Source organism: Jejubacter calystegiae (assembly GCF_005671395.1).
In the GTDB taxonomy this organism is placed as follows: Bacteria; Pseudomonadota; Gammaproteobacteria; order Enterobacterales; family Enterobacteriaceae; genus Jejubacter; species Jejubacter calystegiae.
In genome coordinates, this window is sequence record NZ_CP040428.1 from 3,895,945 (window position 1) to 3,915,377 (window position 19,433).

At 55.6% G+C, this 19,433-nt stretch carries 18 protein-coding genes; 4 read left to right on the forward strand and 14 right to left on the reverse strand.

The window, feature by feature from the left end; all coding sequences use genetic code 11:
• Nucleotides 1-233: 233 nt before the first annotated feature.
• Complete coding sequence (locus tag FEM41_RS17940) at nt 234-2,273, forward strand: choline transporter (protein ID WP_138097549.1); 2,040 nt, start codon at nt 234-236, stop codon at nt 2,271-2,273.
• 99 nt (nt 2,274-2,372) lie between these two features.
• On the opposite strand, the gene fraE is transcribed toward FEM41_RS17940, so the two are convergent.
• From fraE to FEM41_RS24605, 6 genes are all read right to left on the reverse strand, one after another.
• Complete coding sequence (gene fraE / locus FEM41_RS17945; RefSeq protein WP_138097550.1) at nt 2,373-3,416, reverse strand: fructose-asparagine asparaginase; 1,044 nt, start codon at nt 3,414-3,416, stop codon at nt 2,373-2,375.
• A 55-nt stretch (nt 3,417-3,471) separates the two neighbouring features.
• Nucleotides 3,472-4,791, reverse strand: coding sequence for an anaerobic C4-dicarboxylate transporter family protein (locus tag FEM41_RS17950; RefSeq protein WP_138097551.1), 1,320 nt, complete (start codon nt 4,789-4,791; stop codon nt 3,472-3,474).
• Nucleotides 4,792-4,844: 53 nt separating this feature from the next.
• Nucleotides 4,845-5,693, reverse strand: coding sequence for a fructoselysine 6-kinase (locus FEM41_RS17955; protein ID WP_138097552.1), 849 nt, complete (start codon nt 5,691-5,693; stop codon nt 4,845-4,847).
• A gap of 67 nt (nt 5,694-5,760) precedes the next feature.
• The gene (gene fraB, locus FEM41_RS17960) at nt 5,761-6,738 is read right to left on the reverse strand and encodes a 6-phosphofructose-aspartate deglycase (RefSeq protein WP_138097553.1); all 978 of its coding nucleotides are present in this window, start codon (nt 6,736-6,738) and stop codon (nt 5,761-5,763) included.
• A 179-nt stretch (nt 6,739-6,917) separates the two neighbouring features.
• On the reverse strand, nt 6,918-7,637 hold the full coding sequence (locus FEM41_RS17965; protein ID WP_138097554.1) for a GntR family transcriptional regulator: 720 nt from the start codon (nt 7,635-7,637) through the stop codon (nt 6,918-6,920).
• 473 nt (nt 7,638-8,110) lie between these two features.
• Nucleotides 8,111-8,284 (reverse strand): hypothetical protein, encoded by a 174-nt coding sequence (locus FEM41_RS24605; protein WP_168198822.1) that lies wholly within the window; start codon nt 8,282-8,284, stop codon nt 8,111-8,113.
• Between the two features lie 252 nt (nt 8,285-8,536).
• Between FEM41_RS24605 and FEM41_RS17970 the strand changes: the two genes are divergently transcribed.
• Nucleotides 8,537-8,968 carry an RcnB family protein gene (locus FEM41_RS17970; protein ID WP_138097555.1) on the forward strand — a complete coding sequence of 144 codons (432 nt, stop codon included), beginning with the start codon at nt 8,537-8,539 and terminating at the stop codon, nt 8,966-8,968.
• A gap of 24 nt (nt 8,969-8,992) precedes the next feature.
• Complete coding sequence (locus tag FEM41_RS17975) at nt 8,993-9,349, forward strand: hypothetical protein (RefSeq protein WP_138097556.1); 357 nt, start codon at nt 8,993-8,995, stop codon at nt 9,347-9,349.
• Between the two features lie 31 nt (nt 9,350-9,380).
• On the opposite strand, the gene FEM41_RS17980 is transcribed toward FEM41_RS17975, so the two are convergent.
• Nucleotides 9,381-10,103 (reverse strand): helix-turn-helix domain-containing protein, encoded by a 723-nt coding sequence (locus FEM41_RS17980; RefSeq protein ID WP_138097557.1) that lies wholly within the window; start codon nt 10,101-10,103, stop codon nt 9,381-9,383.
• A 95-nt stretch (nt 10,104-10,198) separates the two neighbouring features.
• Between FEM41_RS17980 and FEM41_RS17985 the strand changes: the two genes are divergently transcribed.
• Nucleotides 10,199-10,591, forward strand: coding sequence for a nuclear transport factor 2 family protein (locus FEM41_RS17985; protein WP_138097558.1), 393 nt, complete (start codon nt 10,199-10,201; stop codon nt 10,589-10,591).
• A 40-nt stretch (nt 10,592-10,631) separates the two neighbouring features.
• Here FEM41_RS17985 and purU read toward each other — a convergent pair whose 3' ends face one another.
• The 7 genes from purU to FEM41_RS18020 form a co-directional block, all read right to left on the reverse strand.
• Nucleotides 10,632-11,495: a formyltetrahydrofolate deformylase gene (purU, locus tag FEM41_RS17990; protein WP_138097559.1), complete on the reverse strand. Its 864-nt coding sequence runs from the start codon at nt 11,493-11,495 to the stop codon at nt 10,632-10,634.
• A gap of 12 nt (nt 11,496-11,507) precedes the next feature.
• Nucleotides 11,508-12,152: a sarcosine oxidase subunit gamma gene (locus FEM41_RS17995; protein ID WP_138097560.1), complete on the reverse strand. Its 645-nt coding sequence runs from the start codon at nt 12,150-12,152 to the stop codon at nt 11,508-11,510.
• Nucleotides 12,145-15,159, reverse strand: a complete 3,015-nt coding sequence (locus FEM41_RS18000) for a sarcosine oxidase subunit alpha family protein (protein WP_138097561.1) — start codon at nt 15,157-15,159, stop codon at nt 12,145-12,147. The genes FEM41_RS17995 and FEM41_RS18000 overlap by 8 nt, the downstream gene beginning before the upstream one ends.
• A complete protein-coding gene (locus FEM41_RS18005; protein ID WP_138097562.1) occupies nt 15,156-15,527 on the reverse strand; it encodes a sarcosine oxidase subunit delta in 372 nt (123 codons plus the stop codon). The genes FEM41_RS18000 and FEM41_RS18005 overlap by 4 nt, the downstream gene beginning before the upstream one ends.
• A 15-nt stretch (nt 15,528-15,542) precedes the next feature.
• Entirely contained in the window at nt 15,543-16,793 is a 1,251-nt protein-coding gene (locus tag FEM41_RS18010; protein ID WP_138097563.1) for a sarcosine oxidase subunit beta family protein, read from the reverse strand.
• 18 nt (nt 16,794-16,811) lie between these two features.
• Nucleotides 16,812-18,113: a serine hydroxymethyltransferase gene (gene glyA / locus FEM41_RS18015; RefSeq protein WP_138097564.1), complete on the reverse strand. Its 1,302-nt coding sequence runs from the start codon at nt 18,111-18,113 to the stop codon at nt 16,812-16,814.
• 202 nt (nt 18,114-18,315) lie between these two features.
• On the reverse strand, nt 18,316-19,353 hold the full coding sequence (locus tag FEM41_RS18020; RefSeq protein WP_241666516.1) for a GlxA family transcriptional regulator: 1,038 nt from the start codon (nt 19,351-19,353) through the stop codon (nt 18,316-18,318).
• Nucleotides 19,354-19,433 lie beyond the last annotated feature (80 nt).

The following is a 19,433-nucleotide window of genomic DNA, read 5'->3' on the forward strand; positions in this document are numbered from 1 at the left end:
AATATAAAATGTGTATTAATTGTTACTTGATTTGGATTAATCTGTGATTAAAAAGGTAAAAAATGTGTTTTTAAGGGCGTGATTTTTTGATATTAATCAAAGGATTGAGCCATATTGTGCCGTCAGGACCCCGAACGGCCTTCCAGGGGGAGTAAGATCCTGCCCCTTCCTTTTAATAAGAAAGTTTTTACTGCTCAGTCGAGTAGTCAGCGTTACTTAACCTGAGGTAATCGATGACGAATCCCATTCCACCTTCCTGTGAAAAAGACAAACTCAACCCCGTGGTGTTTTTCACCTCCGCAGGGCTGATTTTGTTGTTTTCTCTGATGGCCATCTTCTACAGCGATCTCACCGCCAGCTGGCTCGGTAGCGCCCTGAACTGGGTCTCCGCCACCTTCGGCTGGTACTATCTGCTGGCCGCCACGCTCTATATCGTATTTGTGGTGTTTATTGCCTGTTCGCGCTTCGGCGATATCAAGCTCGGGCCGGAGCAGTCCAAACCGGAATTCAGCCTGCTGAGCTGGGCTTCGATGCTATTCGCCGCCGGTATCGGCATCGATCTGATGTTCTTTTCGGTGGCCGAGCCCATCACCCAGTATATGCAGCCGCCGGAAGGCGCCGGGCAGACTCTGGAAGCGGCGCGTCAGGCTACGGTCTGGACGCTGTTCCACTACGGCCTGACCGGCTGGGCGATGTATGCCCTGATGGGGATCGCGCTGGGCTATTTCAGCTACCGCTATAACCTGCCGTTAACCATCCGCTCGGCCCTGTATCCCATTTTCGGTAAACGTATCAACGGCCCCATCGGCCACAGCGTGGATATCGCTGCGGTGATCGGCACCATCTTTGGTATCGCCACCACCCTGGGGATTGGCGTGGTGCAGCTTAACTACGGCTTTAGCGTACTGTTCGACGTTCCCAATAACCTCACCAGCCAGGCCGCGCTGATTGCCCTGTCGGTGATTATCGCCACCATTTCGGTGACCTCCGGGGTCGATAAAGGGATTCGCTTCCTGTCGATTCTTAACGTGGTGCTGGCGCTGGGGCTGATTATGTTTGTGTTGTTCGCCGGGAATACCGAATTCCTGTTGAACGCGCTGGTGCTGAATATCGGCGACTACGTCAACCGCTTTATGGGCATGACCCTGAACAGCTTCGCATTTGACCGCCCCACCGAGTGGATGAATAGCTGGACCCTGTTTTTCTGGGCCTGGTGGGTGGCCTGGTCGCCGTTCGTGGGACTGTTTCTGGCGCGTATTTCCCGCGGTCGTACCATTCGTGAATTCGTGGTCGGCACCCTGATTATTCCGTTCGCCTTTACCCTGCTGTGGCTGTCGATCTTCGGTAACAGCGCTCTGTACGAGATAATCCACGGCAACGCCAGCTTCGCGGCCGAAGCCATGGCGCACCCGGAGCGCGGTTTTTACAGCCTGCTGGCCCAGTATCCGGCCTTTACCTTTAGCGCCTCGGTAGCCACCATTACCGGCCTGCTGTTCTACGTGACCTCTGCCGACTCCGGCGCCCTGGTGCTGGGTAACTTCACCTCGAAGTTGAAGGACATTAACAGCGATGCGCCCCACTGGCTGCGGATCTTCTGGTCGGTCGCTATCGGTCTGCTGACCATGGGGATGCTGATGGCCAACGGGATCACCGCCCTGCAGAGCGCCACGGTGATTATGGGGCTGCCGTTCAGCTTCGTGATGTTCTTTATTATCGCCGGGCTGTATAAGTCGCTGAAGATTGAAGACTACCGCCGTCAAAGCGCTAACCGCGACACGCCGCCGTGGCTGGCTTCAGCCCAGGATCGTCTGGGCTGGAAGAAACGGGTTTCACGCCTGATGAACTACCCTGGCACCCACCACACTCACGAGATGATGGAGCGGGTCTGCTTGCCCGCCATGGAAGAGGTCGCACAGGAACTTCAGGTGCGCGGCGCCAGCGTCGAGCTCAACAACCTGCCGCCGGAAGAAGGTGAAAATCTGGGCCATCTGGAACTGCTGGTGCACATGGGCGACGAACAGAACTTCGTCTACCAGATCTGGCCTCAGAAGTACTCGGTACCGGGCTTTACCTACCGGGCACGGCGCGGTAAGTCCACCTACTACCGACTGGAAACCTTCCTGCTGGAAGGCAGCCAGGGTAACGACCTGATGGACTACAGCAAAGAGCAGGTGATCCTCGATATTCTGGATCAGTACGAGCGCCACCTGAACTTCATTCACCTTAACCGCGAAGCGCCGGGCAGTAATATTATCTTCCCGCACGCGGGTTAACGCGCAGACAACAGCGCCCCACCTAACCGAACTCACTGCACCCCAAAAGTTGGACACCCACTGATTAAGGTGCAGTTTTTTATGGCCCCGCCCCCGAATTTAGTAGGCATTGAAATAGTTTTGGATCAGCTCAGGATTTTTTGTGTGCGTCAGGGCCAGCATCAGCAATATCCGGGCCTTAGCGGGATTTAAAGAATTGGCTACCAGTCCTGGTTGACCTTTATCGGCAGGTACAATGCCATTCCCCGTGCGGGATGAGCGTATCACTATAATTCCCGCCTTTTCCGCTTTCCCGATCCCTGCTTCGCTGCGCACGGAGACAGACCCCGCCCCGGTTCCTGCATAGATGATGCCGTCAACATGATGTGAAATGGCTGCATCATACATATATTCCGGATCGTCCTGGTAACCATAAATAATCACAACTTCCGGTAATTTCCGCAGGCTTCGCACATCAAATACTGAACGCCGGGTATGTATCTTCTCCACTCGCGTTTCAAATTGCGGTTTACCGTTGACAATAACCCCCAGATATCCCTGTTCAGGCGCTTTGAATGTATCCAGCGTGGTGGTGTTAGTTTTAGTGACAAATCGTGCCGAACCAATACGATCGTTTAATACCACCATCACCCCACGTCCCCTGGCATTCGGGTCGGCGGCTACAATAACGGCTTCCAGCAGATTCATCGCGCCATCTGCGCTAATCGCTGTCGCTGGCCTCATGGCGGCAGTGAATACCACAGGTTTGTCGCTTTTCACCGTCAGATTCAGAAAGTATGCTGTTTCATCCAGCGTGTCTGTGCCATGAGTAATCACCACGCCATCCACATCATCCCGCGCCAGTAACATATTTACCTGCTGAGACAGCTTTAAAATAGTATCGCTGGTCATATTTTCACTGCCGATATTAGCAATTTGCAAACCATCTACGCGTGCAATATTTTTTATTTCCGGCACGGCATTAATTAATGTCTGAACGCCGATCTCGCCAGATCGATAGCCAGATGTTTGTGTTGTATTCGCCGCCGAACCTGCGATCGTGCCTCCTGTCGCCAGAATAACAATATGGGGTTGTGTGGTAGCGCTGAATATACTCTGGCTGATACAAAGCAAAATCATAGCAATGAATATTTTTATATTCATTTTATCTTCCTGTGAATAAATTAGGCAAACTAAAAGCTGTCAGGGGTTTAAATAATCAGGCCAGCACCATTTTTCCAATAATTAAGCCCGCGGTAACCGAAACAATCACGTTGACTAAACCTGGCCGCATAAAACTGTGATTCAGAACGTACTTACCAATCCGCGTGGTTCCAGTGTCATCAAAAGCTAATGCCGCCAGGCACTGGCCCGCAACGGGAATAAAGAAATAACCATTTACTGCTGGCCATGAGCCAATCAGCGCATAGGCTGGCAACCCCAGAGCCAGTCCTAAGGGTAGTAGAATAAGCGTTGTGGCGGCCTGGCTGCTGACCATCGCGGATACCAAAAACATCATGATAGCAATGAGCCAGGTATGTTGCTGTAACAGGGTCTGGACTTCCGTTTTGATCAGTTCGATATGTCCACTCACAAAAGTCTCGCTCATCCAGGCAAGTCCGAAGGCACAGACGATAGCCAGCGCACCGGCACGGAAAACTGTACCACTAATGATTTGCTCCACCTGCGGCCGACACAGCAATACAATCAGGCAGGCAAAAGAGAGCATGGTAATCTGGATTGCCGCAGACATTGAAAGCGGCTGCAACCCTTTCGCTGTTTCTACCATTGGGCGCAGGGTCGGAATAAGTCCCAACAACACAATAACAACCGCACTCATTAAAAACAGCACGACTGAGAGTCTGGCACGCATCGTGACTTCTGTTTTTTTGCTCTCCTTCTGAGTCGGTTGAATGACTCCTTCAGCCAGTCGACGCTGATACTCAGGATCGTCTTTTAACTCTTTGCCTTTATTGAAGGTTGCGATTGCTCCCAGAGCCACGCCTGTCAATGTTGCAGGGACACAAATCATCATAATAGTGGAAATTGAAATACCTAAAGGCGCCATCAGACCTATCATCGCCGCCATTGCCGCTGATATCGGGCTGGCCGTGATTGCCTGCTGCGAGGCGATGACGGAAATCGATAATGGACGTTCAGGACGGATTCCTGAGTCACGAGCTACTTCAGAGATAACCGGTAACAAGCTGTATACCACATGACCGGTCCCTGACATAAAGGTAAAAAGATAGCAAATAAAAGGAGCCAACAACGTAATATATCGCGGATGACGCCGCAGAATTTTTTCTGCCAGCTTAACCAGTAAATCCAACCCTCCTGCAGCCTGCAATGATGAGGCGGCTAATACAACAGAAAGAATGATAAGAATAACATCAATGGGCGGCGTTGAAGGCGTCAGGCCAAATACGAACACCATGACGCCAACCCCCAGCCCACCGACCATCCCTAAAAATACGCCTCCAATTCTGGCGCCAATCATTAAAGCAAAAAGGATAAAACACAATTCTGTCCAAAACATACATCCTCCCGTTCTGTATGGAGCGAATGCTAGCTTATTTTAGTGGAACAGCATTAACTGGTAGAATAAGGCTTGCCAAAACCAAAGGCGCCGTAATGTGATAAGACCTGTGCGGCTGAACGCCCCCCCGCTCGCATGGCTGACATCACTTTTTCATTGTCAGGAGCATCTGTACCGGATTGTATAATGGAGAGCATAAATCCAGTTAAAAATGCGTCACCCGCTCCCAGCGTATCCACGGGTTCAATATATTTAGGGCGCCACTCCAGATAGCCATTAGCAGAGAAATAATAAACCCCTTCATGCCCGCTAGTCGCAATAACATGCCGGCAGCCGAAATGGTAAAGTTTATCAAGTTTTTCTTTTATTTCATCTAATGACAAACCACTACATGAAACAAACCCATAATCTATCCATGGACATACTTTTTCAAAATATTCATCCGTCCCGCGCCCGGAAAAATCAAATGAAACGACTCTTTGATTTCTTTTTATCTTTTCCAGTTCTGATTCCAAATGGCTGTTTATGCTGGAGTGAACTAAATCAAACCGGGAAATATAATAAAGATCATCTTGTGATAGCTTTATTGGGTGCTCGCGCAGCATCCCATTTTTATTACCAGCAACAAATTCCCGATCGCCATTTTTTAGTCGAATACACGCGTATCCATTCTCACCAACATAATATCGACAGTGGGTGATATCTACCTGTAGTTCATGCAGGGTATCCTGCACATGCCTTGCAGCCTCATCATTGCCAAAGACTCCCATAAAAGCAGCAGGTACGCCTGCGAGTTTTGCATACGCGGAAAAATTTAATGCATTCCCCCCTGGATACATCACTCCGGAATGGAGATATTTATCGACAACATTGTCACCAATGCCTATAACGCTGATGCTCATAACTGATCCTTGATTGGTATACTGAATAAAAAGCATCCATGCTTTTTTTTTTCAAAATCCCTGTTAATTAGTAGTCAACTTTCCACATATAGCGACGCGTGGTTAGCGGATGTTGACGGGCCTTTGCAAGCGCGCGATTGTAGACAGGATAAACGTTGTTAAAGAGAGAGTGGTTGAAATAATCAATCACCGTCGTATTAATAGTGGATAATCCCAGCTCTTTCGCATCGACGATCTCAATTCGGCGACCGTATTTTTTCAGAAAGTTTAAAGCACGCTCATCCACAGGCCGCGTATTACCCTCAGATAGCTGGAATAAAAATGGCGTGTTGGCATCAGTAATCTCAAAAGGACCGTGGAAAAATTCACCGCTGTGGATACAGGCTGAATGAATCCACTGCATTTCCATGAAGATACAGATGCTCTGAAGATATGCCGCGCCATAACTGGCACCGCTTGCGACGGTATAAATCACTTTGTCGTCTTTGTATTCCTGCGCAAAAGCCTCGGCCCGCTCTTCGACATGCTCACAGGCACGATAGACAATTCGGTTAATTTTGCTCACTCCGTCAAGGAAGTCATCATAATGCACATAACCTTCAGTCTGCTGCAATAGCTCTACTGCACTCAGCAAAGCTTTCATCGTTTTCTCTCCGGCGATGTCTTTGTTATCGCCGAAGGTATAGCTTTCCACATAATCGCAATGAGTGACTAATGGCGAATCCATTACCCATGTCAACCCAATAACCGGCGCGCCATTTTGACGAGCAAGCTCGGCCGCCTTGATGGTCTCTGGGGTATTCCCTTTGTGCGAAGCCACAATAACGACCGCATTTTCTCCCAGTGCCGATGGCAGGTTGTTAATAAATTCACCGCTGTTGTACAGACCAACGGTAAGCCCCCTGGACTCCTTCTCTAAAAACGCTTTCGCCGGATAAAACGCGGCATAAGATCCACCGCAGGCCACGTAATAAACGTATTTCACTCCCCCTTTATCCGCCTGGCTGGTCAAAATATCGCTAACGATCTCTTTGATACTCATCATACATCCCTCTGGTTCTTGCTTTGACCCGGCGAGCTCTGCCGCCATAAATGACTCATAATGTATTAATATTTTTATATTACATTTAAATGCATTCATTCAAGCTGCAAAGCAAAAAAAATCGGGATCCGCGATACGGATCCCGATTTGGATGAATCAGCTTGATCGCTGAAGGGACAAAACTACACTGTGAAGCGGATTTTATCGCCGACAATCAACTGTCTGGAAACACAGGACAATTCACCTTTGTTATCCACCATCTCACTCTTAATGAGAATAAGGGGATAATGCTCCGCGACATCCAGATAGTGAGCAACCTCAAAACTCGCGTAAACCAGTTCGATCACTTTATGTGAGTATGTAAACCACAAACCGTATTTCTCACGTAAGCACTCGTATAGTGATTTATTGTTAAGCTCTTCCTGTAGTAGAAAGGCAAAGCGTGGCGGCATCTGAACGGTTTCCAACGAAACTGGCGTATCATCGGCATAGCGAATACGTTCGATGACGACGGCTTTTTCTTCAGCGCCCATGCCCAGTAAAAATCGCGTTTCATCATCAATCGACTCGAATACTGACTTGATAGTACGCGAACCGGGTCGTCTCCCCTGTAAATGGCATGACTCGGTGAAACTCAGTATCCCTGTCATACTACGCTGAAATTTATCATTGGAAACAAATGTTCCCTTGCCTGATACGCGAGTCAGAAGATTTTCACGCGTCAATGCATCCAGCGCTTTTCGCACGGTCACTCTACTGACCTCCCAGCGCGCACTTAGCTCATTTTCAGTAGGAATCTGCTGCCCGGGTTGATACTCGCCACGCAAAATGGCCTCTTTGAGGGAGGCTTCAAGCTGTTTATAAAGTGGTTTCGCGCTTTTGCTGTCAGGCTGCTCCATTATTTGTATCCGTTTGTATTATAAAAACCATCAATGAATTATAACAATTTACCTGACATTTGCTCGCTGACATATTCAGTTTCAGCCACATATCTGGCAACCGGCTCAGCCGGAACTGGACGTTACCCCGTATCCGGCCAGTAAAATCCTACTCCAACGACAATCACCTTTTTCTCCTACGGGGTGGCTGCTGCCAGCGCATCGAGAAAATCCGCCGGAATGAAGGCACAATCAGGTTTATTAGCAGAATGGAGCGTCCGTCGCACTGCGGACTGGCACCTGAGAAGGATAACCGCTCCAGTCAACGCCAATCACATACCAGAGCAGCTTACGGGTAAGAAGTGCAGTAATACTATGAAAAATAGCGAGAGCAGGAGCGATACGCTTTACCCTGCCTGAAAACCCTCCGGCTATGCCGGAGGATATTGATGATCTGAAGTTTTTACCGGTGATACAAGAGGCTGGAGGGCAAGGTATTATGAACGCTGCGGCGCCATCGGCCCCACCACGCTGCGCAGCGCCTTTCTGATTCCGCGGCCGCGCTTTACGCCTGCCCAACGGCTGACGCAGGCTTCGCGCAGATCCTGCGTCTGAGTCGCACCTGTCCAGCGGCCGGTTAACACCTGAGCAAATCGGGACGGTCTGTTCATCCTCACCTCCATGCAGTAGGAAAACTTGTTTATTGTCAAATAGTTGACAACCAATGGCGCTACTATAGCAATCCATACCACCCCCGGCTATACGGTCTGTCTCATTGGCAGGTAAATTCACGCAAAGGAGCTTAGGGATTTGTGGCTTTTTAATAGCGGAATGCCAGGAATCCTCTGACTCAGTGATCTGATTCACAATTTCTCCACGGTTTCCCGGTAAAACGGTATCAAACAAAAAGCCAGGAGGTGCTTATGAAAAAATTAATTGCTCTGGCCGTGATTGTGGCCTGCGGTCTGACGCCGCTGGCGCAAGCCCACGATCATCATGGTCCGGACGATCGTGGACCGCAGCAGCATCAGGGAACGCGCGACAACCACAGAGACCATGGCGGCCCGGACCATCGCGGCCCTCAGGGCGATCGCCGACACGATAGCGGCCCGGACCGTCACCAGATGCACCAACGGAATCATTTTACCTGGCACGGTCACGATTTTCGCAAGGGCCACCCCATGCCTCACGGCTTCCATGACGATGGCTATCGGGTAAGCGACTGGCGCGGCCGCGGCCTGCCAGCGCCGCCTTCCGGCCATCACTGGTCCTATATTGACGGCAACTATGTGTTGATTGCCGCAGCTACCGGCGTGGTCGCCAGCATTCTGCTGAGCGGCGCGCTTAATCGCTAAAGTGAAGTTAAAAGGAGAGTAACGATGACTAAGATGCGTAATATTCTGCTGGCAGCCAGCCTGCTTGGCGCGGGAACCCTGGCATTCGCGGCACCGCAACAGCAACAGTCTGAGCCTGAGCCGGTCGCCCATCATGAGGGTAAACCCCAGCATCATCGTCAGGGACACCCTATGCGCCCCCACTGCCCGATGATGATGATGGCGCCCGCTTATCAGGCTTCGATGCAGACCAGCGATCCCAACGAAGCGCTGAAGAAAATGACCAACGACGTACCGACCCTGGAAAAAGGCAAGCGCTACCAGGTGAGCGTCACGGTAAAAGAGCTGCCGCCAATGCCGCCAGCCCCGAATAAGCCGGAGCCGAAAAAAGCGGCTGAGTAATGATATAAGGCCGGGGGAAACTCCGGCTTTTTTATTTTCCCCTGAACTGACCAGGCGTCTTGCCAAATCGCTGTCGGAAAACATCGATATAGGCGCTGACATTGCTGTAACCGCTTAATAACGCCACTTCACTGACCGGCAGTCCAGCCAGTACCCACTGGAGCGACGCCACGACCTTCGCCTGCTGGCGCCACTGACTAAAACTGAGGCCGGTCTGTTGCTGAAACAGGCGGCTAAGGTTTCGTACACTCACTCCCCACCGTTGGGCAAGCTGGCTCTGGTTAAGGGCGCAATCCGGATTTTTCAGTAACTCATTCGCGACGTTGCGCGCCCTTCTGTCTGTCGGCAACGTTAACTGAAGCGGCAATGGATCCCCCAGAGAGAGCTCATAGCCTAACAATTTCAGAAGGGTGCCCTGGTAATCTTCGGGCCCGGCGTCAGAAGCGCTCCGGCATAACCGCGTCAGGACAGACATAAGAAAAGCATCGGCCCCATAAATACCCGGATGAGAGGGGAACGGACAGCAGGACGACGGTTCGGGGTAAATACTGTGGCCCTGAACCCTGCCAGGCGTCCAGGCGCTATGACTCAGACCAACCGGAAACCACCCTACCGTGCCCGGCGTAACAGTCCACTGCGCAAGTTCGGTTTCAATCACCATGACGCCATGACTGAGCCAGTACAACTGGCCCGATGCATGTGCGTGCCAGGGGGTTGAATGCCCGCTGCCATATTCGAAGCGTTCTTTTTTCATAGTAATGGCCGATTAACCGTATATCTTGTCCTGATGCGGATAATACCCCTATCAGACGGCTCTGTAGAATCTCTGTTTTCAGCGAGGAGAAACAGATGAAAAACCTGAGCCAGATAGTGACCAATGCATTACAGGCGGTAATCAGCCATCCCGGGCATGACGAGAAACAAATCGCGCACTATTTTTCCCCTGACTATCAGCAAATCGTTGATGGTCATCACCTGGATTACGCGCAGTTTGTTCAGCACCTTGCGGCTCTCAAATCACATACCAGCCAGATGGAGGTTTACGTCAAAGCGCTGGCTACCGAAGAGGATACGGTGTTTACCCATCATTCTGTGGCAGTGGAAAAATCTTCGGGCGACAAGAGCGAATTTGAGGTTTTTGCGCGCTTTACCCTGGCGGCAGGAAAAATTATCCGCTGTGAAGAGCTCACCCGTATGGTGAGCGGCACTGCCGACGATCGGGATCTGGGCAGCAGAAAATAGTTTTCAGGCGCACGCCGGATTCCGGTATACGCCTGAAAGTTTAACGCCCAAACACCACCGTACGGTTATCGTATAAAAAGACCCGCCGCTCCACGTGCCAGCTTACGGCGCGGGCCAGAGTGACACGTTCGATATCACGCCCCTTTTCGATCAGATCGTCCGGATAGTCGGCATGGGTCACCGGCTCCACGCTCTGGGCGATAATCGGGCCTTCGTCCAGCTCCTCGTTGATATAGTGCGCGGTGGCGCCCACCAGTTTCACCCCTTTAGCCCATGCCTGATGATAGGGTTTCGCCCCCTTAAAGCCGGGCAGCAGCGAATGGTGAATGTTGATCGCCCTGCCCGCCAGTTTGCGGCACATATCATCCGACAGCACCTGCATATAGCGCGCCAGAATCACCAGTTCGGCGCCGGTTTGCTGGACAATTTGCCACACCTGCGCTTCCTGCTGCGCCCGGGTATCCGCCGTGACTGGCAGATGGTGGTACGGCAGGCCGTGCCATTCTACCAGCGACTCCAGATCCCGGTGATTAGAGACAACCGCGCATATTTCTACCGCAAGCTGGCCGGTGCGATAGCGATACAGCAGATCGTTCAGGCAATGGTCGGTGCGGGAAACCATAATCACCACCGGAACCCGGTGCCCGGGCGCGGTCAGTCCGAAAGTCATATCGAACGCCGCCGCCCGGTCGGCGAAGCCCGCCTCAAAGGCCTGGCTGTCGAACCCAGTCTGCGGCCGGAATTCGGTACGGATAAAAAAGCGCCCGGATTCGCGATCGTCGAACGAATTCTGTTCGGTAATGTAGCAGCCGTTCTCGCGCAGAAATCCGGTTACCGCATCCACCGTACCAAGCCTTCCCGGGCACTGGGCCGTCATAATCCAGCCATCATTATTACGACTCATCTCGCTTCTCCGTCAGGGAATGATGCCAATGTCGTACTCCTCGCCGGCATCCAGCAGCCAGCGCCACAGGTAATCGGCAAAGCTGCGTCTTACCACCAGTTCCCAGCAGTCGTTATCCGGCCTGCGCAGTATGGCGGTAGTTTTGGCGAACACGGTGGTTACCCCCTTGCCGACGGGAAAGTTATCCGGGTGAACGTCGTAGACCACCGACTTCATCAACAGCTCCCTGACCTTTTCCCCTCGCAACTCCAGCAGCGTCTGGCCGCCGCTGGCATTGGTGATAGCGAAATGGGCATCTCCCAGCGCCGCCCGCAGCCGGTTTTCCACCTCGAATTCGCTACCTTCCGGCACAATCAGCAGCCATTCATCCGGCGACAGCCACTGGGCGCTGATCTCGCCGCTTTCATGGGTCACCAGTCCCAGCGGCTGACCGGGAAGCCCAATCCCCAGCACGTCGCGCAGCGCCTGGTCCAGCACAATGGCGCCGCCGCGCAGAATCAGATGCCCGCAAAACGGACGTTCGCGCAGGGTCACGCCGCTGCGCTCGCTGGCCTCCGGCCGTCCCTGGTTGTGGTAGGTCAACGTCAGCGGTGATTCGCGCCTCACCTGTACGGCGGGATGGCTGTTAAAGGTGCTTATCTTTACGGCATCAGACATTCTGGCGCTCTCCTTTGGGATCGAGGAAGACAGTACTGACTATTTCGGCTTCATGAATCTGACCGTCGGCCATCGGTAGCCAGACGGTGTGACCCATTTTCTGGTGGCCGTCTTTAACCACCGCCAGCGCGAAACCGCTGTCCAGGCTCGGACTGTAGTAGCTGGAGGTGACGTGGCCGACCATCGGTACTGGTATTGGATGATTGGGTTCCAGAACGATCTGCGCCCCCTCTTCCAGAATCACCCGCGGGTCTTTAGGACGCAGCCCCACCAGTTGTTTGCGGTCTTTACGTCGGGTATCGGCACGCGACAGCGCCCGCTTGCCCACCCAGGAGAAGGCTTTGTCGTAGCCCACGCACCACTGCATGCCGAGATCTTCCGGCGTCATGGAACCGTCGGTATCCTGACCGGCGATAATAAAGCCCTTCTCAGCGCGCAGTACGTGCATGGTTTCGGTGCCATACGGCGTCAGGCCATATTTTTCACCACGTTCGAACAGCGCCTCCCAAACGTGGCGCGCGTAGTTGGCCTGCACGTTAATTTCATAAGAGAGTTCACCGGTAAACGAAATGCGGAACACCCGTGCCGGAACCCCGGCGACGGTCCCTTCGCGCCAGTCCATAAACTTAAAGGCTTCACGCGACAGGTCGATATCACACAGCTCACCCAGTAAACGGCGAGACTCCGGCCCCGACAGGGAAAGGGTCGCCCAGTGGTCGGTTACCGAGGTGAAGAACACCTGTAGATCCGGCCATTCGGTCTGATGCCACAGCTCCAGCCATTCCAGTACCGCCGCCGCGCCTCCGGTACTGGTGGTCATCAGGAAGTGGTTATCACCCAGGCAACTGGTGGTGCCATCATCCATCACCATGCCGTCATCCTTGCACATCAGACCATAGCGCACCCGACCAAAGCCCAGTTTCGCCCACTTATTGGTGTAGATGCGCTCCAGGAAGGTGCGGGCATCCGGCCCCTGAATATCGATCTTACCCAGCGTAGAAGCGTCGAGGATCCCCACGCCGTTACGTACGGCGCGGCACTCCCTTGCCACGGCCTGTTCCATCGTTTCAGTGCCCTGCGGGAAGTACCACGGGCGCTTCCACTGCCCCACCTCTTCAAATTCGGCGCCCCGATCCAGATGCCACTGGTGCAGCGCGGTATGGCGCTCGGGATCAAACAGCCCGCCGCAGTGACGCCCCACCACGGCGCCAAAGGCGACGGGCGTATAGTTGGGGCGGAACACCGTGGTGCCGACCTCTGGAATGGAACGTCCCAGACAGCGGGCGGCGATAGCCATACCATTGATATTGCCCAGTTTGCCCTGATCGGTCCCGAAGCCCATCACGGTGTAACGTTTAATATGCTCGATGGATTCAAAGCCTTCACGTATCGCCACTTCGATCGACGCCGCAGTCACGTCATTCTGCATATCGACGAACTGCTTCGGCGCCCGGGAAGTGGGCTGGTCATGGGGAACCTGATACAGCGCCAGGGCGGCACTCTCCCGGTGGTTCGCCACCTCGGGAAGTGCGACCTCCACCGGTTGACCGCCGGTTTCGCTGGCGGCCTGGCGGCCCGCCGCCGCTCCGTCGCGCAGGGCGTCAACGGTGGCTAAGGCACCGGTCACGGCCCCGGCGGAGATCACGCCATCAACCTGCGGGGCGACAAATCCCGGCACATCGTCGCGCCAGACTGGCCGTGCGCCGGTATGCACCGCCAGGTGAATCACCGGGCTGTAACCACCGGAGCTTGCCACCGTGTCGCACTCCAGACTATCGACCCGATCCACCACCCGAAAGCCCGCGCTGTCGATACGGGCGACCCGCACCCTACCCACCCGGGAGCCGCCCTGGGCTTCGATCACCGCACTGCCGCTGATAATACGAATGCCTCTGGCCCGGGCCTGAGCCACCCGTTCGCCGTCGGGGTTATCTCTGGCATCGACAATCGCCACCACTTCCCGACCTGCATCCAGCCAGTCCAGGGCTGTGCAGTAGGCCCGATCGTTACTGGTAGACAGCACCAGGCGCTGGCCCGGCGCCACGCCATAGCGATGAAGATAAGTCGAGATAGCACCGGCGACGAAGTTGCCCGGAATATCATTACCCGCGTACACCAGCGGCCGCTCGTGGGCGCCGCTGGCCAGCACGACTCGCCCTACCCGTACCCGATGCAGACGCAGCCGCGCCTGACGAGCCGGGGCCGTTTCCCCCAGATGATCGGTACGCCGCTCCAGCAGGGTCACAAAGTTGTGATCGTGGCGCCCGGTGGCGGTAGTGCGCGGCAGTAGCTGTACGTTGGCAAGCTTCGCCAGTTCCGCCAGGGTTTCCGCCACCCAGCGAGCGGCATCGCGGCCGTTTAGCGGTTCGCGACTATCGAGCAGCGAGCCGCCCATCTCTTCCTGTTCATCCACCAGAATCACCCGCACGCCGCTGCGTCCGGCAGCCAGCGCCGCCGCCAGACCGGCCGGACCGGCGCCGACAATCAGGACATCGCAGTGCTGATTCAGATGATCGTAGCTGTCGGGGTCGCGCTCTTTGGGGCTACGCCCCAACCCGGCCCCTTTGCGGATGTACTTCTCCCAGGTCATCCACATCGAGGCTGGTTTCATAAAGGTTTTGTAGTAAAAGCCGGGGGGCATAAATCGGCCCAGCATTTTACCCACTCCGCCCATCAGATCGCGCTCGGCGCTGGGCCAGCCGTTGGTGCTGCTTGCCACCAGTCCGTCATACAACGCCTGCTGGGTGGCCCGGACGTTAGGCACCTGGCTGGCCTCGGTGCTGCCCAGTTGCACCACGGCATTGGGCTCTTCGGCACCGGCGGCCACAATGCCGCGCGGGCGTCCGTACTTAAAGCTGCGGTTAACGATATCCACGCCGTTGGCCAGTAGCGCCGAGGCCAGAGTATCGCCAGCAAAACCCTGTAAAGTCTTGCCGTTAAAGCGGAAGCTGAGCGGACGCTTGCGATCGATACGACCGCCATCGGCCAGACGATTCACCTGTTTCATACCCCACCTCCGGCCTGGCGTCGCTCATCGCTGGCGACGGTTTCGATTTCGCTGTCGTCGCGCCGTGGCAGGGTCACCACCTCGGCCCCGGCGCTGGCTTTCGGCTGTTCGCCGATCCGGTAAGTTTCCAGAATCTGGTAGCTCACCGTATGACGTACCACGTTAAAGAATTTGCGGCATCCCGCAGCATGCACCCAAAGTTCCCGGTGAATGCCGCGCGGGTTATCGCGAAAAAACAGATAGTCGCCCCACTCTTCATCGCTACAGGCGTCAGGGTCCGCCGGGCGCACGATATGTGCCTGGCCTTTGGGGTGAAACTCTTCCTCTTCCCGGTGTTCGCCACACCAGGGGCACCAGATATGCAGCATCTCTTTGACTCCTCGTCAGTGGGCAACACCGGCGGCGCCGTGTTCGTCTACCAGGGCGCCGGTATTGAAGCGATCGATCGAAAACGGGGCCGCCAGCGGATGGGGCTCGCCCTTCGCCAGGCTGGCGGCAAAGACGTGGGCCGAGCCCGGCGTGGCTTTAAAGCCGCCGGTTCCCCAGCCGCAGTTAAACCACAGCCCTTTCACTTTGGTGGGCGACAGAATCGGACTGGCGTCCGGCGTGGTATCGACGATGCCGCCCCACTGTCGGTTCATGCGCACCCGCGAGAAGGCCGGGAACATTTCGACGATCGCCTGAAGCGTATGTTCGATGGTGGCATAGCTGCCGCGCTGCCCGTAGCCGGTGTAGCCGTCGATACCGGCGCCAATTACCAGATCGCCTTTGTCCGACTGGCTGATGTAGCCGTGAACGTGGTTCGACATCACCACGGTATCCAGCACCGGCTTCAGCGGTTCGGAAACCAGCGCCTGGAGCGGATGCGATTCCAGCGGCAGTTTCAGCCCGGCCATTCCCGCCAGTACCCCGGAGTTGCCCGCCGCCACGCAGCCCACGGTGCGGGCTTCGATATCGCCACGGGTGGTATGAACGCCGTAAACCTGGCCGTCGCGCATCATAAAGCCGGTGACTTCGGTCTGTTGCAGGATGTCCACTCCCAGGGCATCCGCCGCACGGGCAAAGCCCCAGGCCACGGCGTCATGACGCGCCACACCGCCCCTGGGTTGCCAGGAGGCGCCCAGGATCGGATAACGGGCGTTTTTGGAACAGTCGAGCATCGGCACCAGATCCTGCACCTGGCGGGCATCCAGTACCTCGCCGTCAATGCCGTTCAGGCGGTTGGCGTTAACCCTGCGGCGAATGTCGCGCATATCCTGAAGGGTATGCCCCAGGTTCAGCACTCCACGCTGGGAAAACATCACGTTGTAGTTGAGATCCTGCGACAGCCCTTCCCACAGTTTCATGGAATGCTCAAACAGCGCCGCCGCCTCATCCCACAGGTAGTTGGAACGCACGATGGTGGTGTTGCGGGCCGTATTACCGCCCCCCAGCCAGCCCTTTTCTACCACCGCGACGTTAGTAATGCCGAACTCTTTCGCCAGGTAATAGGCGGTTCCCAGTCCATGACCGCCGCCGCCGATAATAATCACATCGTAGGACTTCTTCGGCATGGGATTGCGCCACATGCGCGGCCAGTTTTCATGGTGGCTCATACCGTGGCGCAGCAGGCTAAGCCCTGAATAATTTTGCATCGGATAGCTCCCTGTCTGTCAGGCGAAAGCGGGTCGGGACAGCGTCATGCCCTGGGGTTCGCCGTAAACCGGATAACGGGCGCACAGCTCCGCCACCCTGGAACGCACCCAGGCTTCGATATTGCTGCTCTCTTCGCCTTTCGCCAGGGTATCCAGGATGTCGCAGATCCACTCCGCCAGCTCTTCGCATTCACGCTGACCAAAGCCGCGAGTGGTGACCGCCGGGGTGCCGATACGCAGTCCCGAAGTGACAAAGGGGCTACGGGGATCGTTTGGTACGGCGTTTTTGTTGACGGTGATATTGGCGCGACCCAGGGCGGCATCCGCCTCTTTACCGGTAATGCCCTGACGAATCAGCGACACCAGGAACAGATGGTTATCGGTTCCGCCGGAGACCAGATCGAAACCGCGGCGGGCAAAGACGCCGGCCATCGCCCGGGCATTGTCGATAACCCGGGCCTGGTAGCGGACAAATTCTTCGTTCATCGCTTCACGCAGCGCCACCGCTTTAGCCGCAATCACGTGCATCAGGGGACCGCCCTGCTGCCCGGGGAACACCGCGCCATTCAGTTTCTTGTACAGCTCTTCATCGCCGCTGGCGGAGAGGATCATCCCGCCGCGCGGGCCGCGCAGGGTCTTATGGGTGGTAGTGGTCACCACATGGGCATGGGGCAACGGGCTGGGGTAGCAGCGGGCCGCCACCAGCCCGGCTACGTGGGCCATATCCACCATCAGCCAGGCGCCCACTTCGTCGGCGATCTCACGAAACCGACGCCAGTTCACCACCCGGGCATAGGCGGAAAAACCGGCGATAATCAGCTTCGGCCGATGTTCACGGGCCAGCGCCAGCACTTCGTCGTAGTCGATTTCGCCGGTTTCCGGGTTCAGGCCATATTGCACCGCGTTGTAGTGCTTACCGGAAACGTTGGGGGCCGCGCCGTGCGTTAAGTGGCCGCCATGGGCCAGGCTCATCCCCAGAATAGTGTCCCCCGGCGCCACCAGCGCCATAAAGGCCGCGGCATTGGCCTGAGCGCCGGAGTGCGGCTGTACGTTGGCGTAATCCGCCCCGAACAGCATGCAGGCGCGCTCAATCGCCAGCCGCTCCACCACGTCAACGTGTTCGCAGCCGCCGTAATAGCGCTTGCCAGGATAACCTTCGGCATATTTGTTGGTCAGTTGACTCCCCTGTACCGCCATCACCTGAGGACTGGCGTAATTTTCGGAAGCGATCAGTTCGATATGGCTTTCCTGGCGCACCATCTCATCAACGACGGCGGCGAACAGCTGCGGATCGGTATTGTTCAAATCATCGGCATTCATCTGATTATCCTCAGGGTTAGCGCTACGGCGGCACCATCCGCCATCCGTTAGCCAGGATAGACCGGAGGGCGGTCCTGAAGATTGAGCAGATGCGACACCTTTCTGTCACAATCGCGACACAGGTTTTTAATTGATTGTTATTAAAGGAAATAGACTGACCGCGGGGATTTGTATTTTTGCGTGAAATAGCAAAAAACGCCGGTTAACCTCGGCGCTGAAGGCGTTCGGGCTCTCCGATATGCAAAAAGAAGGGATCAACTGCCCGATCGCTACCGGTTTTGCGGGCCTGCGACGGCGTGTAGCCAAAGGCTTCGCGGAACTGACGCGAGAAGTGGGCGGTATCAGAAAAACCACAGCGCTCGCCAATGTCAGTGATGGTGCGCGGGGTGTAGTGCAGCAGCCACAGGCCGTAGCGCAGCCGCAGATTGCGCATAAAACGCTGAGGAGTCACCCCCAGTTCGTCGCGGAATTTACGTTCGATATTGCGCCGCGAGGTGCCCACCCGCCGCGCCAGATCGTCGATAGACAGCGATTCGCCCAGGTGCTGGGAAATGATATCAATGGCCCGGCGCAGCGCCCTGTCCGCCACCCGTTCGAACACCACCGGCTGCGGCTGCGGATGTTCGCCGCGCCGCCCTTCGTCAATCAGCATGATATGCAGGCTTTTCATGGCCCAGGCGCGACCCAGATGGCGTTCCACCAGGTAGGCGGCCAGATCCGCCGCCGCGCTGCCGCCAGCGCAGGTGATCAAATCGCCGTCATCCACGAACAGCCGGTCGGCCACCGGCGCGACTTCCGGAAAACGGTGGGTCAGATCGCCATGGTGATACCAGCTCACGCAGCAGCGACGCCCGGGCATCACCCCGGCCTGAATCAGCGCAAATACGCCGGTGCAGATCCCCACCAGCGGCCCCCCTGCCGCTGCCGCCCGGCGAATATAGTCCAGCGCCAGCTGGTCGGTGCGGTCGTTTTCATCCTGCACCCCGCCGATGACCACCAGGTAATCAAAGCGCGTCGGATCATCAAAAGGCTTGCAGGGAGAAACGGCGGCGTCGCAACTGGAAAGCGCTGGCTGGCCGTCGCCGGTCATAAAGCGCCAGTGGCAGCGCACCTGACAGCTGCGATCCCCCTCATCGGCGGCCAGCCTCAGGCAGTCGACAAAAGCGGCAAACGGCAGCAGCGTAAAGCGTTGTAGCAGAACAAAACCTACCGTAAGCAAGGGCGACGCATCGGTCATCATTTTCGGCTGATAACCACAAAGAGGGAAAAACCACGTTTTTTCCCTCTTTGTCATCAACCTGACGGGGCGCAAACCGCGCC

Bases quoted from the DNA above. Each gene is read 5' to 3' on its own strand.
- FEM41_RS17975 (WP_138097556.1), top strand. From the start codon at position 8,993: ATGACTAAGATGCGTAATATTCTGCTGGCAGCCAGCCTGCTTGGCGCG.
- glyA (WP_138097564.1), bottom strand. From the start codon at position 18,113: ATGAATGCCGATGATTTGAACAATACCGATCCGCAGCTGTTCGCCGCC.
- purU (WP_138097559.1), bottom strand. From the start codon at position 11,495: ATGAGTCGTAATAATGATGGCTGGATTATGACGGCCCAGTGCCCGGGA.
- FEM41_RS17955 (WP_138097552.1), bottom strand. From the start codon at position 5,693: ATGAGCATCAGCGTTATAGGCATTGGTGACAATGTTGTCGATAAATAT.
- FEM41_RS17970 (WP_138097555.1), top strand. From the start codon at position 8,537: ATGAAAAAATTAATTGCTCTGGCCGTGATTGTGGCCTGCGGTCTGACG.
- FEM41_RS17940 (WP_138097549.1), top strand. From the start codon at position 234: ATGACGAATCCCATTCCACCTTCCTGTGAAAAAGACAAACTCAACCCC.
- fraB (WP_138097553.1), bottom strand. From the start codon at position 6,738: ATGATGAGTATCAAAGAGATCGTTAGCGATATTTTGACCAGCCAGGCG.
- FEM41_RS24605 (WP_168198822.1), bottom strand. From the start codon at position 8,284: ATGAACAGACCGTCCCGATTTGCTCAGGTGTTAACCGGCCGCTGGACA.
- FEM41_RS17980 (WP_138097557.1), bottom strand. From the start codon at position 10,103: ATGAAAAAAGAACGCTTCGAATATGGCAGCGGGCATTCAACCCCCTGG.
- FEM41_RS18005 (WP_138097562.1), bottom strand. From the start codon at position 15,527: ATGCTGCATATCTGGTGCCCCTGGTGTGGCGAACACCGGGAAGAGGAA.
- FEM41_RS18020 (WP_241666516.1), bottom strand. From the start codon at position 19,353: ATGATGACCGATGCGTCGCCCTTGCTTACGGTAGGTTTTGTTCTGCTA.
- FEM41_RS17995 (WP_138097560.1), bottom strand. From the start codon at position 12,152: ATGTCTGATGCCGTAAAGATAAGCACCTTTAACAGCCATCCCGCCGTA.
- FEM41_RS18010 (WP_138097563.1), bottom strand. From the start codon at position 16,793: ATGCAAAATTATTCAGGGCTTAGCCTGCTGCGCCACGGTATGAGCCAC.
- FEM41_RS17985 (WP_138097558.1), top strand. From the start codon at position 10,199: ATGAAAAACCTGAGCCAGATAGTGACCAATGCATTACAGGCGGTAATC.
- FEM41_RS18000 (WP_138097561.1), bottom strand. From the start codon at position 15,159: ATGAAACAGGTGAATCGTCTGGCCGATGGCGGTCGTATCGATCGCAAG.
- fraE (WP_138097550.1), bottom strand. From the start codon at position 3,416: ATGAATATAAAAATATTCATTGCTATGATTTTGCTTTGTATCAGCCAG.
- FEM41_RS17950 (WP_138097551.1), bottom strand. From the start codon at position 4,791: ATGTTTTGGACAGAATTGTGTTTTATCCTTTTTGCTTTAATGATTGGC.